Origin of the sequence: Enterobacter hormaechei ATCC 49162, assembly GCF_001875655.1 — a bacterium.
Classification (GTDB): domain Bacteria; phylum Pseudomonadota; class Gammaproteobacteria; order Enterobacterales; family Enterobacteriaceae; genus Enterobacter; species Enterobacter hormaechei.
Genome location: NZ_MKEQ01000001.1, coordinates 3,146,410 through 3,159,354, shown reverse-complemented (window position 1 = coordinate 3,159,354; position 12,945 = coordinate 3,146,410). Strand labels below are relative to the sequence as shown.

Here is a 12,945-nt window from a genome sequence, read left to right as displayed (position 1 = left end):
AGACAGTTTAGTTGCCGTTCTTCCCGCCTGTCAGGGGCGGGTTTTTTACGTTATTGCAGCAGCGAAATATCCGCCACACGCAGGAACAGCTCACGCAGTTTCTCAAGCATCGAGAGACGGTTAATACGCAGCTCTTTATCTTCCACGTTCACCATCACCTTCTCGAAGAAGGCGTCGATGACGTCACGCAGCTCCGCCAGCTCCACCAGCGCTTCCTGGTAGCGCCCTTCCGCAAAGTACGGCTCGAGCTTGTCGCGCAGCACCACAACCTGCATCGCCAGGGAAATCTCTTCCGGCTCTTTCAGCGTCGCAGCGTTTACGCGCTCGTTCAGCGTCTCGTCGGATTTTGCGAGGATGTTGGATACACGCTTGTTGGCCGCGGCCAGCGCAGACGCCGCTTCCAGCGTACGGAAGTGGGATACCGCTTTCATACGCGCATCGAAATCTGCCGGACGAGTCGGACGACGCGCCAGCACCGCCTGAATGGTATCAACGGAGTAACCTTCGTCCTGATACCACGCGCGGAAACGACCGAGCATAAAGTCGATCACATCGTCCACGACCTTCGCGTTAGTCAGCTTGTCGCCGTATAGACGCACCGCTTCTTCGGTCAGCGTTTGCAGATCGAGATTCAGGTTCTTCTCTACGATGATTCGCAGCACGCCCAGCGCAGCACGACGCAGCGCGAACGGGTCTTTGTCGCCTTTCGGATGCTGACCGATACCGAAGATACCCGCCAGGGTGTCCATCTTATCGGCAATCGCCACGGCGCAGGCCACCGGGTTGGACGGCAGATCGTCACCGGCAAAGCGCGGCTGATACTGCTCGTTCAGGGCTACCGCCACATCTTCCGCTTCGCCGTCGTGACGCGCGTAGTGCATACCCATTACGCCCTGGGTGTCGGTAAATTCGAACACCATGTTGGTCATCAGGTCGCACTTGGAGAGCAGACCCGCGCGGGTGGCATGGTTAACGTCGGCGCCAATTTCACGGGCAATCCAGCCGGACAGCTCCGCGATACGGTCGGTCTTGTCGCGCAGCGTACCCAGTTGCTGCTGGAACAGCACGGTTTGCAGACGCGGCAGGTTATCTTCCAGACGTTTTTTACGGTCGGTATTGAAGAAGAACTCGGCATCCGCCAGACGCGGACGCACCACTTTCTCGTTACCAGAGATAATCTGGCTCGGATCTTTCGATTCGATGTTCGCCACGAAGATGAAGTTTGGCAGCAGCTTGCCGTCGTTGGCGTAAACCGGGAAGTACTTCTGGTCACCCTTCATGGTGTACACCAGCGCTTCTGCCGGAACGGCCAGGAATTTCTCTTCGAATTTCGCGGTCAACACAACCGGCCATTCCACCAGAGAAGTCACCTCTTCCAGCAGGCTGTCGCTCAGGTCAGCGTTGCCGCCAATTTTGCGCGCCGCGTCTTCTGCGTCCGCTTTGATTTTGGCTTTACGCTGTTCGTAGTCAGCAATGACCTTGCCGCGCTCCAGCAGGATCTGCGGGTACTGGTCAGCATTGTCGATGGTGAACTCCGGCTCGCCCATAAAGCGATGGCCGCGGATCACGCGATCGGACGCCACGCCCAGAATGGTCGCCGGGATAACGGTATCGCCCAGCAGCAGGGTCACGGTGTGAACCGGACGCACAAAGTGTACGTCGGACGCGCCCCAGCGCATCAGCTTAGGAATGGGCAGCTTAGCCAGCGAGGTCGCGATCATATCTGGCAGCAGCGCTTCTGCGCTTTCGCCTTTCACATGGGCACGATACAGCAGCCATTCACCTTTGTCGGTGGTCAGACGCTCGGCCTGGTCAACGGTGATACCGCAGCCGCGCGCCCAGCCTTCTGCCGCTTTGCTCGGCTTGCCTTCCGCGTCGAACGCCTGGGCAATCGCCGGGCCACGTTTTTCAACTTCACGATCCGGCTGGGACGCCGCCAGGTTTGCCACTTTCAGCGCCAGACGACGCGGGGCCGCAAACCACTCAATTTTACCGTGTGCCAGGCCAGCGTTATCCAGCTCGGCAGTGACGTTCGCAGCGAAAGATTCAGCCAGGCTGCGCAGGGCTTTTGGTGGCAGCTCTTCGGTGCCAATTTCCACCAGGAAAGTTTTCTCAGACATGGCCGCCTCTTATTTGTTTCGGTTGCACATCGGGAAGCCAAGGGCTTCACGGGACGCGTAGTAAGCTTCTGCAACGGCTTTGGTCAGGGTACGAATACGCAGAATGTAGCGCTGACGTTCAGTCACGGAGATGGCTTTGCGGGCATCCAGCAGGTTGAAGCTGTGGGCAGCCTTCAGAATACGCTCGTAGGCAGGCAGCGGCAGCGGAGTCTCCAGCGCCAGCAGCTGCTGGGCCTCTTTCTCGTACTGCTCGAAGCAGGTGAACAGGAAGTCCACGTCCGCGTATTCGAAGTTATAGGTGGATTGCTCCACTTCGTTCTGATGGAACACGTCGCCGTAGGTGGTTTTACCCAGCGGGCCGTCGCTCCAGACCAGGTCGTAAACGCTGTCTACGCCCTGAATGTACATGGCCAGACGTTCCAGACCGTAGGTGATTTCACCGGTGATCGGCTTACACTCCAGACCGCCAACCTGCTGGAAGTAAGTGAACTGGGTCACTTCCATGCCGTTCAGCCACACTTCCCAACCCAGACCCCAGGCACCCAGCGTTGGGTTTTCCCAGTTATCTTCCACGAAACGAATGTCGTGAATGGTCGGATCCATACCCAGCTCTTTCAGTGACCCGAGGTACAGTTCCTGAATGTTGTCGGGTGATGGCTTAATCACCACCTGGAACTGATAGTAGTGCTGCAAACGGTTCGGGTTTTCGCCGTAACGGCCATCGGTCGGACGACGGGATGGCTGCACATAGGCGGTCGCCATTGGCTCTGGCCCTAACGCGCGCAAGCTGGTCATCGGGTGTGAGGTGCCTGCGCCAACTTCCATGTCCAAAGGTTGAACAATGGTGCAGCCCTGACGAGCCCAGTAATCCTGTAAGGTCAGGATCAGGCCCTGGAAGGTCTTGGTATCAAACTTTTGCATAGTATTTCGTGCTGGATACGTGTGGTTTTAAATGGAAGGGATCAGTATACCCGCTGGCTGCAAGATATACAGTACGAAACGGGGTTGTTTAGGGAAAATTGGGGAATAAGCCCTACAGCCAGAACCTGCGAAGGCTCTGGTTGCTGCTTATACGAGCAATTTAACGCATTGAGAGATGTAAAAACTGGCCGTCTGCATCAAATGAACAGACAAAGCCCTCTTTACGTGCCGTATAGCCTTTCAGCTCATAGCTGCCCTGAAAGCGCTCGAAGCCGTTTATATGAATTTTCTGTGCTTCGGAATTATAGCGGTGAGCGGCCTGATCCCTGCACAGCTGTTCCATATTCAGGGAACGCTCCGGGCTCATTTTCCCCTGCTGCGCTTTTTGGGCAGGCATCTCCTCAGAAGCAGTGCATCCTGTTAATAAGAGCAGCAGAAAGAGTGACGCCCCACGCTTCATCATCATTTTTATTACCGCCCTGGTCAGTGGCTGTTATTTTTAGTAGCAACACGTTTATAGATTAAAGTCCGTCATTCTGCGAATCTCGCCTGCTCCCTACAAGTTAGCCTGGCTAAACTCAGAATTTTCCAAGGGAAAAGTTTTACACAATCGCAGTCACACTTTCTTTATCAGGAATACAGAGGAACTGATGCAGTCAAAAATTAACTGGATTGATAACCTGCGGGGAATAGCCTGTCTGATGGTGGTGATGATCCACACAACGACCTGGTATGTCACGAACGCGCACAGTATCAGCCCTGTTAACTGGGATGTCGCCAATATTCTGAACTCGGCCTCCCGCGTGAGCGTCCCACTGTTCTTTATGATTTCCGGTTTTCTCTTTTTTGGCGAGCGTAGCGCACAGCCGAGACATTTCATCCGTATTGTCTCCTGTCTGCTGTTTTACAGCGCCATTTCGCTGCTCTATATCGTCCTGTTCACTTCAATTAACGCTGAACGTTCCCTGCTCAATTTGTTGCAAAAACCGGTGTTCTATCATCTGTGGTTTTTCTTCGCGATAATCGTTATTTATCTGGTGTCACCGTTAATTCAGGTTAAAAACGTCAGCGGTAAAATGCTGCTGGCGCTGATGGTGGTCATCGGGATCGTGGCCAATCCGAATACCATCTCGCAAAAAATTGACGGCTTTGAATGGCTGCCCGTTAACCTCTATATCAACGGCGATACGTTTTATTACGTGCTGTACGGCATGCTGGGGCGCGCCATCGGCATGATGGAGACGCAAAAGCGAGGAGTAAACTGGCTTTGTGCGGCAGCATTTATCGCCGGTGTGTTTATTATCTCTCGCGGGACGCTGCACGAACTGCAATGGCGCGGCAACTTTGCCGATACCTGGTATCTGTACTGCGGCCCAATGGTCTTTATCTGCGCGATTTCTCTGCTGACGCTGGTTAAAAACACCCTTAATGCCCGCCCGCTTCCGGTGCTGGGGTTTATCTCTCGCCACTCGTTGGGCATTTACGGTTTTCACGCGCTGGTGATCCACGCCCTGCGCACCCGCGGCGTTGAGCTGAAAAGCTGGCCGGTGCTGGATATCGTCTGGATATTCACCGCTACGCTGGTTGTCAGCCTGCTGCTGTCAATGTTGCTGCAAAGAATCGATACGCGCAGGTTTGTGAGCTAACCCGGTTGAAGGCTGGTAGGCCGGGTAAGCGTTAGCGCCACCCGGCTCCTGTTTATGACATTAGCGGCAAAAGCTGCTGATAGATTTTGCGGAACACGTCTCGTCTTTCGGCGTAGCGAGCATGATTTCTCGCATCAGGACGATGCTCCTGTTCAAGCGGCAACTGGGGCAAAAGCAGGTGCAGTGGTTTATCCGGGTTCAGCGCAATTTGCGCCAGCCGTGCCGCACCGAGCGCCGGGCCGACATCCCCCCCGGTACGATAGTCCAGCTGCAACCCGCTAATATCGGAAAGCATTTGCCGCCAGTAGCTGCTTCGCGCACCGCCGCCAATTAACGTAATGCTGGATGGCGTCAGTCCACAGTCATGCACGACATCCATTCCGTCCGCCAGAGCATAGCCAACGCCTTCAAGCACCGCGCGCGCCAGCTCTGCCGGGCCGTGCTGATGGGTAAGACCGAAGAACACGCCTTTCGCTTCCGGGTTGTTATGCGGCGTTCGCTCGCCGGAAAGGTACGGTAAAAACCAGACCGCACCGGCATTATCATCCGCCTGCTGTGCCGCGGTGATAAGCGCCGGGACGTCCGCCATTCCGGTAAGCTTTGCCGCCCAGTCGAGGCAGGAAGCCGCACTCAGCATCACCGACATCAAATGCCATTTACCCGGCAACGCGTGGCAGAAGCTGTGTACGGCGCTTTCAGGGTTACTACGATACCCGTCACTGACGGCAAAATAGACGCCGGAGGTGCCGAGCGAGAGCATGGCCTGCCCAGCCTCGACCATGCCTACGCCGACCGCCCCCGCCGCATTATCGCCGCCGCCAGCGACAACAGGTACGGCTGGCATATTCCAGCGTTCAGCAATGGAAGGCTGCAAAGCGCCCGTGATTTCACTGCCTTCAAACAGCGCAGGCATATGGTCGCGCGTCAGTTGGCAGGCATCCAGCATCGCCTCGCTCCAGTCCCGTTTCGCCACGTCGAGCCACATCGTGCCCGCGGCGTCAGACATGTCGCTGGCAAAATCCCCCGTCATGCGAAAACGCAGGTAGTCTTTAGGCAAAAGAACCTTCGCTACCTGACGGAAAATTTCGGACTCATGGCGCTGCACCCACAGCAGTTTTGGCGCGGTAAAACCGGGCATCATCAGGTTGCCCGTAATCTCGCGGGACGTGGGCACACGCTCTTCAAGGATCGCACACTCTTCTGCACAGCGGCCATCATTCCAGAGAATAGCCGGGCGCAGAACACGATGCTGGCTATCCAGCAACGTTGCGCCATGCATTTGCCCGGCAATGCCCAGCGCTTTCACGTCGCGCAGGCTGTGCTGCTCGCCTAAGGCTTTCATCGCGCGGTCCGTCGCCTGCCACCACTGCTCCGGATCTTGTTCCGACCAAAGCGGATGCGGACGTGAAACCTGCAACTTTTCAGTCTGCGTGGCTAACACATCGCCCTGCTCGCTTAACAGGATGGCTTTCACCCCCGACGTGCCAAGATCGATCCCGATGTACATTGTGGTGACTCCTTTAACAGAAATGCCCGGTGGCGCTGCGCTTACCGGGCCTGGATGCTGTTATTTATCGAACAGGTAGTGATTGACCAGGTTTTCCAGCAACTCCTGATGGCCGCTCTGGTGCTGCGGCGCCAGCTGATGCTGTTCAGCGTACTTCGCGATCTCCGCAAGGGATAACTGACCTTTCAAAATTTGCTGGCCCAGCTCACTGTTCCAGCCGCTGTAGCGCTTCGCCACGCGCTTATCCAGCTCGCCGTCTTCAATCATACGGGCCGCCACTTTCAGCGCCAGCGCCATGGTGTCCATCGCGCCAATATGACCATAGAACAGATCGTATTTATCGGTGCTCTGGCGACGTACTTTGGCATCGAAGTTCAGGCCGCCGGTGGTGAAACCACCCGCTTTGATGATTTCGTACATCACCAGTGCATTTTCTTCGACGCTGTTCGGGAACTGGTCGGTATCCCAGCCCAGCTGCGGATCGCCGCGGTTCGCATCCACCGAACCGAAGATGCCCAGCGCAATCGCAGAGGCAATTTCGTGATGGAATGAGTGGCCCGCCAGGGTGGCGTGGTTAGCCTCAATGTTCACTTTGATCTCTTTTTCCAGACCAAACTGCTTCAGGAAGCCATACACGGTGGCGACATCATAATCATACTGATGCTTGGTTGGCTCCTGTGGTTTTGGCTCAATCAGCAGCGTACCGCGGAAGCCGATTTTGTGTTTGTGGTCCACCACCATCTGCATAAAGCGGCCAATCTGCTCACGCTCCTGGCGCAGATCGGTATTCAGCAGCGTTTCATAGCCTTCACGACCGCCCCAGAGCACATAGTTCTCACCGCCCAGCTGATGCGTGGCGTTCATCGCGGTCACAACCTGGGTTGCCGCCCAGCTGAAGACTTCCGGGTCCGGGTTGGTTGCCGCGCCCGCGCCATAGCGAGGATTGGTAAAGCAGTTAGCCGTACCCCAAAGCAGCTTGACGCCGCTTTGCTGCTGTTTTTCAGCCAGTACGTCGACCATCTGCGCGAAATTGTTCAGATACTCTTTCAGCGATGCCCCTTCCGGCGACACGTCCACATCGTGGAAACAGTAGTACGGCACGTTCAGTTTATGGAAGAACTCGAACGCGACGTCGGCTTTACGCTTCGCCAGCTCGATGGCCTCGCCCGGCTGCTGCCATGGACGGTCAAAAGAGCCCACGCCGAACATATCGGCACCGTTCCAGCAGAAGGTGTGCCAGTAGCAGGCGGCAAAGCGCAAGTGATCTTCCATGCGCTTACCCAGCACCAGCTCATCCGGGTTGTAGTGACGAAATGCTAAAGGATTGGTCGTTTTCGTGCCTTCGAAACGAACGCGATCGAGTTGGTCGAAATAAGCTTGCATATTGAGCTCCATAATCAGGGTATGCGGCGTGGTCTTGCTTCTGGAGTAATAGTGAATAGACATTGGGGGTTGCTCAATTACGTTATTTCACACTGCTATTGAGAGAATGCGCAATTGTGCGCTGACTCGCAAAATAATGTGCAGACAAACTATTTTTCGGCGCGTATTCCAGAATCAAATGTAATTAATAGGTTACGCTTTTTAAAATCCGATCGCGGTCATAAATTCAGAAATAAACCAAATATCGTAATGAGAAGATAAAAATCTGTAATTGCCAGCAGGACTTTCCACGTTAAAAATTTGCTGCGTCTCAGCAGTGAATGTTTCTTTTATCTCAGCGACACATACCCCTACAAAAGGCCTAATAATTATGAAGATAAAGAACCTGACCCTAACGCTCTGCACCACTCTCCTGCTTGCAAGCTTTGCTGGCCACGCCAAAGAGGTCAAAATTGGCATGGCAATCGATGACCTGCGCCTGGAGCGCTGGCAAAAAGATCGCGATATCTTTGTTAAAAAAGCGGAATCTCTCGGCGCGGAGGTGTTCGTGCAATCCGCTAACGGCAACGAAGAGACGCAAATGTCGCAAATCGAGAATATGATCAACCGTGGCGTCGATGTGCTGGTCATTATCCCGTATAACGGCCAGGTATTAAGCAACGTGGTGAAAGAAGCAAAACAGGAAGGCATAAAAGTCCTGGCTTATGACCGCATGATTAATAATGCGGACATTGATTATTATATTTCTTTCGACAATGAAAAGGTGGGTGAATTACAGGCTAAAAGCCTGGTCGCAAAAGTGCCTCAAGGGAATTATTTCCTGATGGGCGGCTCGCCTGTGGATAACAACGCCAAGCTGTTCCGCCAGGGGCAAATGAAAGTGCTTAAGCCCTATATCGATGAGGGCAAAATTAAAGTCGTCGGCGACCAATGGGCTGATGGCTGGTTACCGGAAAACGCGCTGAAAATTATGGAAAACGCGTTGACCGCAAATAACAACAAAATCGATGCGGTGGTGGCCTCTAACGATGCTACTGCGGGTGGCGCCATTCAGGCGCTAAGCGCGCAAGGTCTGGCCGGAAAAGTCGCTATTTCCGGTCAGGACGCCGACCTTGCGGGTGTCAAACGCATTATCGCGGGGACTCAGACCATGACGGTCTATAAGCCCATTACCGAGCTTGCCAATACGGCCGCTGAAATTGCCGTTGAGCTGGGCAATGGTCAACAACCTAAAGCAGACGCGACGTTAAATAATGGCCTGAAAGACGTACCTGCTCGCCTGCTTACCCCTATCGAGGTCAACAAAGAGAATATTGACGCCACGGTGGTGAAAGACGGTTTCCATAAGAAGAGTGAACTGTAATCCAGCGCAGCCCCTGCCCGGCAGGGGCGCATCGTTCTGCCCTGTTCATCTGTCGGGCTATGCGGAGCAGTTATGTCTTATTTACTTGAAATGAAAAGCATCACTAAAGCCTTCGGGGCGGTGAAAGCGGTCGACAACGTGAGCCTGCGGCTGAATCCCGGCGAAGTGATGTCGCTGTGTGGCGAAAATGGCTCGGGAAAATCCACGCTGATGAAAGTGTTGTGTGGGATCTACCCGCACGGCAGCTACGAGGGCGAAATCGTCTTTGCCGGAGAGGTGCTCCAGGCCACGCACATTCGTGATACCGAGCGTAAAGGCATCGCGATCATTCACCAGGAGCTGGCGCTGGTGAAGCACCTCACCGTGCTGGAAAATATCTTCCTCGGGGCCGAACTCTCACGCCACGGCGTGCTGGATTACGACACCATGACGCTGCGCTGCGAAAAACTGCTGGCTCAGGTGAGCCTGGCTATCTCACCGGATACGCGTGTGGGCGACTTAGGTTTGGGCCAGCAGCAGCTGGTGGAGATCGCCAAGGCGCTGAACAAACAGGTACGCCTGCTGATCCTCGACGAGCCAACCGCTTCACTCACCGAACAGGAAACGGCCGTTCTGCTCAATATCATCCGCGACCTGCAAAACCACGGCATCGCCTGCATCTATATTTCGCACAAGCTCAATGAGGTCAAAGCCATTTCTGACACCATCTGTGTCATCCGCGACGGGCAGCACATCGGTACGCGTGAAGCAGAAGGCATGAGCGAGGATGACATCATCACCATGATGGTGGGCCGTGAACTCACCGCGCTGTACCCCAGCGAACCGCACGCGATTGGCGAAGAACTCCTGCGCGTGGAAAACCTGACGGCGTGGCACCCCGTTAACCGCCATATCAAGCGCGTGGATAACCTCTCTTTCTCACTACATCGCGGCGAAATTCTCGGCATTGCCGGTTTAGTGGGGGCCGGAAGAACCGAGGCCGTACAGTGTCTCTTTGGCGTCTGGCCGGGGCGCTGGGAAGGCAAAATTTATATCGACGGTCAGCCGGTAAAAATCGACAACTGCCAGCAGGCCATTGCCAAAGGCATTGCCATGGTGCCAGAAGATCGTAAAAAAGACGGTATCGTGCCGGTAATGGCGGTAGGAAAAAATATCACGCTGGCGGCGCTCAGCCAGTTTTCCGGTGCGCTGAGCAGCCTGGATGATGCCGCAGAGCAGCAGTGTATTCTTCAGTCCCTTGCCAGACTCAAGGTAAAAACATCCTCGCCGGAGCTGGCGATAGGACGCCTGAGCGGCGGCAACCAGCAAAAAGCGATTCTGGCGCGCTGCCTGCTGCTTAATCCGCGCATTTTAATTCTGGACGAACCCACCCGCGGGATCGATATCGGCGCGAAGTATGAAATCTACAAGCTGATCAACCAGCTTGTGCAGCAAGGCATTGCCGTCATTGTTATCTCGTCCGAATTGCCTGAAGTGCTGGGCCTGAGCGACCGCGTGCTGGTTATGCATGAAGGGAAGCTCAAAGCCAATCTGAACAACCAGAACCTGACGCAAGAGCAGGTGATGGAAGCTGCCTTAAGGAGCGAACGCCATGTCGAAAAGCAACCCGTCTGATATCAAAGTCGCTGTTCCGACGCCCGGTGCGTTCGCAGGACTTAAATCGCTGAATCTGCAAGTTTTTGTGATGATTGCCGCCATTATCGTCATCATGTTGTTCTTTACCTGGATGACCGATGGCTCCTATTTGAGCGCCCGCAACGTCTCTAACCTGCTGCGTCAGACCGCCATCACCGGCATCCTGGCGGTGGGGATGGTCTTCGTGATTATCTCAGCGGAAATTGACCTGTCGGTAGGGTCGATGATGGGTCTCCTCGGCGGCGTGGCGGCAATTTTTGACGTCTGGCTCGGCTGGCCGCTGCCGCTGACAATTGCGGTCACGCTGGTACTGGGTCTGCTGCTGGGGGCGTGGAATGGCTGGTGGGTAGCCTACCGGAAAGTTCCGTCGTTTATCGTCACCTTAGCGGGGATGCTGGCCTTCCGCGGTATTCTGATTGGGATCACCAACGGCACCACCGTCTCCCCTACCAGCGCCTCTATGTCCCAGATTGGCCAAAGCTACCTCTCTGATGGCGTCGGTTTTACGATCGGCGTGGTTGGGCTGATGGCGTTTGTGGCGTGGCAATGGCGGGGACGTATGCGTCGCCAGGCGCTGGGTCTGGCCTCGCCTGCTTCAACCTCGGTTGTCGGTCGTCAGGCGCTTACTGCGGTGATTGTGCTGGGCGCCATCTGGCTGCTAAACGATTATCGCGGCGTCCCAACGCCCGTTCTGCTGCTGGCCCTGCTGCTGTTAGGTGGGATGTTTATGGCCACACGTACCGCTTTTGGCCGCCGTATTTATGCCATCGGCGGCAACCTGGAGGCCGCGCGTTTATCCGGGATCAACGTCGAGCGAACGAAACTCGCCGTCTTTGCCATCAACGGTCTGATGGTGGCCATCGCGGGGCTGATCCTCAGCTCGCGTCTGGGGGCAGGCTCCCCCTCCGCCGGTAACATTGCCGAACTGGACGCCATCGCCGCCTGCGTGATTGGCGGGACCAGCCTCGCCGGGGGCATTGGCAGCGTGGCGGGTGCGGTGATGGGCGCATTTATTATGGCTTCGCTGGATAACGGGATGAGTATGATGGACGTGCCGACGTTTTGGCAGTATATCGTCAAGGGTGCCATTCTTTTGCTGGCAGTCTGGATGGACTCTGCCACCAAGCGGCGCGCCTGATAACAGTATCGTGACTAATCTGGGAAAATGAGCCATGTTTGAAAAGCGTCACCGCATTACGTTGTTATTCAATGCCAACAAAGCCTATGACCGGCAGGTGGTTGAAGGGGTTGGTGAATATTTGCAGGCGTCGCAATCGGAATGGGATATTTTCATCGAAGAAGATTTCCGTACCCGTCTGGAGAACATCAAAGACTGGCTGGGAGACGGGGTCATCGCCGACTTTGACGACCCCGTGATTGAACAGCTGCTGAGTGGCGTCGACGTGCCTATCGTGGGCGTTGGCGGCTCTTACCATTCACCGGAACATTATCCCCCCGTTCACTACATCGCCACGGATAACCATGCCCTGGTCGAGACCGCCTTTCTCCATTTAAAGGAGAAAGGCGTACATCGTTTTGCGTTTTACGGATTGCCCGCCACCAGCGGAAAGCGCTGGGCGATGGAGCGTGAATATGCCTTCTGCCAGCTGGTCGCTCAGGAGAAGTATCGCGGCGTCGTTTATCAAGGGCTGGAAACCGCGCCAGAAAACTGGCAGCACGCACAGAATCGCCTGGCTGACTGGCTGCAAACGCTGCCGCCACAGACCGGGATCATCGCCGTGACGGACGCCCGCGCCCGCCACGTATTACAGGTGTGCGAACATTTGCATATTCCGGTGCCGGAAAAGCTGTGCGTGATTGGTATTGATAACGAAGAGCTTACGCGCTATCTGTCACGCGTGGCGCTCTCATCCGTGGCTCAGGGTACCCGTCAGATGGGCTATCAGGCCGCGAAGCTGCTGCACAGGCTGTTAGACAAAGAATCCCTGCCGCTCCAGCGTCTGCTGGTTCCGCCCGTTCGCGTGGTCGAGCGTCGCTCAACTGACTACCGTTCCTTAAACGATCCGGCCGTGATTCAGGCAATGCACTACATTCGCAATCATGCCTGCAAAGGGATTAAGGTCGATCAGGTGCTGGATTCGGTCGGTATTTCACGTTCGAATCTGGAAAAACGGTTCAAAGAGGAAGTCGGTGAGACCATTCACGCCGTGATCCATGCGGAAAAGCTGGAGAAAGCGCGCAGTTTGCTGATCTCCACCTCGCTGTCGATCAACGAGATTTCACAGATGTGCGGTTACCCGTCGCTACAGTATTTCTATTCGGTGTTCAGGAAAGAGTACGACACCACGCCGAAGGAGTACCGGGAACGGTACAGTGAAGTCCTGCTCTAGAAAAGAGAACGCCTTCCAG

At 55.3% G+C, this 12,945-nt stretch carries 10 protein-coding genes; 5 read left to right on the top strand and 5 right to left on the bottom strand.

Features of this window, described 5'->3' with window-relative positions:
* Positions 1-50: 50 nt before the first annotated feature.
* From glyS to BH712_RS15690, 3 genes are all read right to left on the bottom strand, one after another.
* Positions 51-2,120, bottom strand: a complete 2,070-nt coding sequence (gene glyS / locus BH712_RS15700) for a glycine--tRNA ligase subunit beta (protein ID WP_006808596.1) — start codon at positions 2,118-2,120, stop codon at positions 51-53.
* Positions 2,121-2,129: 9 nt separating this feature from the next.
* Positions 2,130-3,041 (bottom strand): glycine--tRNA ligase subunit alpha, encoded by a 912-nt coding sequence (gene glyQ / locus BH712_RS15695; protein WP_003860141.1) that lies wholly within the window; start codon positions 3,039-3,041, stop codon positions 2,130-2,132.
* 160 nt (positions 3,042-3,201) lie between these two features.
* Positions 3,202-3,507 (bottom strand): YsaB family lipoprotein, encoded by a 306-nt coding sequence (locus tag BH712_RS15690; protein WP_006808597.1) that lies wholly within the window; start codon positions 3,505-3,507, stop codon positions 3,202-3,204.
* Between the two features lie 184 nt (positions 3,508-3,691).
* Here BH712_RS15690 and BH712_RS15685 point away from each other — a divergent pair, with 184 nt between their 5' ends.
* A complete protein-coding gene (locus tag BH712_RS15685) occupies positions 3,692-4,687 on the top strand; it encodes an acyltransferase (RefSeq protein ID WP_006808598.1) in 996 nt (331 codons plus the stop codon).
* A gap of 52 nt (positions 4,688-4,739) precedes the next feature.
* Here the strand turns inward: BH712_RS15685 and xylB are convergent, their stop codons facing one another.
* Together xylB and xylA are read right to left on the bottom strand one after the other, a co-directional pair.
* Positions 4,740-6,194 carry a xylulokinase gene (xylB, locus tag BH712_RS15680; RefSeq protein ID WP_006808599.1) on the bottom strand — a complete coding sequence of 485 codons (1,455 nt, stop codon included), beginning with the start codon at positions 6,192-6,194 and terminating at the stop codon, positions 4,740-4,742.
* A gap of 60 nt (positions 6,195-6,254) precedes the next feature.
* Positions 6,255-7,577 (bottom strand): xylose isomerase, encoded by a 1,323-nt coding sequence (gene xylA / locus BH712_RS15675; RefSeq protein ID WP_026080557.1) that lies wholly within the window; start codon positions 7,575-7,577, stop codon positions 6,255-6,257.
* 370 nt (positions 7,578-7,947) lie between these two features.
* Here xylA and xylF point away from each other — a divergent pair, with 370 nt between their 5' ends.
* From xylF to xylR, 4 genes are all read left to right on the top strand, one after another.
* Entirely contained in the window at positions 7,948-8,940 is a 993-nt protein-coding gene (gene xylF / locus BH712_RS15665; protein ID WP_006808602.1) for a D-xylose ABC transporter substrate-binding protein, read from the top strand.
* Between the two features lie 72 nt (positions 8,941-9,012).
* Entirely contained in the window at positions 9,013-10,554 is a 1,542-nt protein-coding gene (locus BH712_RS15660; protein WP_006808603.1) for a xylose ABC transporter ATP-binding protein, read from the top strand.
* Positions 10,532-11,713: a xylose ABC transporter permease XylH gene (gene xylH, locus BH712_RS15655; protein ID WP_003860151.1), complete on the top strand. Its 1,182-nt coding sequence runs from the start codon at positions 10,532-10,534 to the stop codon at positions 11,711-11,713. Before BH712_RS15660 ends, xylH begins: the two co-directional genes overlap by 23 nt.
* 34 nt (positions 11,714-11,747) lie before the next feature.
* Positions 11,748-12,926 (top strand): D-xylose utilization transcriptional activator XylR, encoded by a 1,179-nt coding sequence (gene xylR / locus BH712_RS15650; RefSeq protein ID WP_006808604.1) that lies wholly within the window; start codon positions 11,748-11,750, stop codon positions 12,924-12,926.
* Positions 12,927-12,945: the final 19 nt, after the last annotated feature.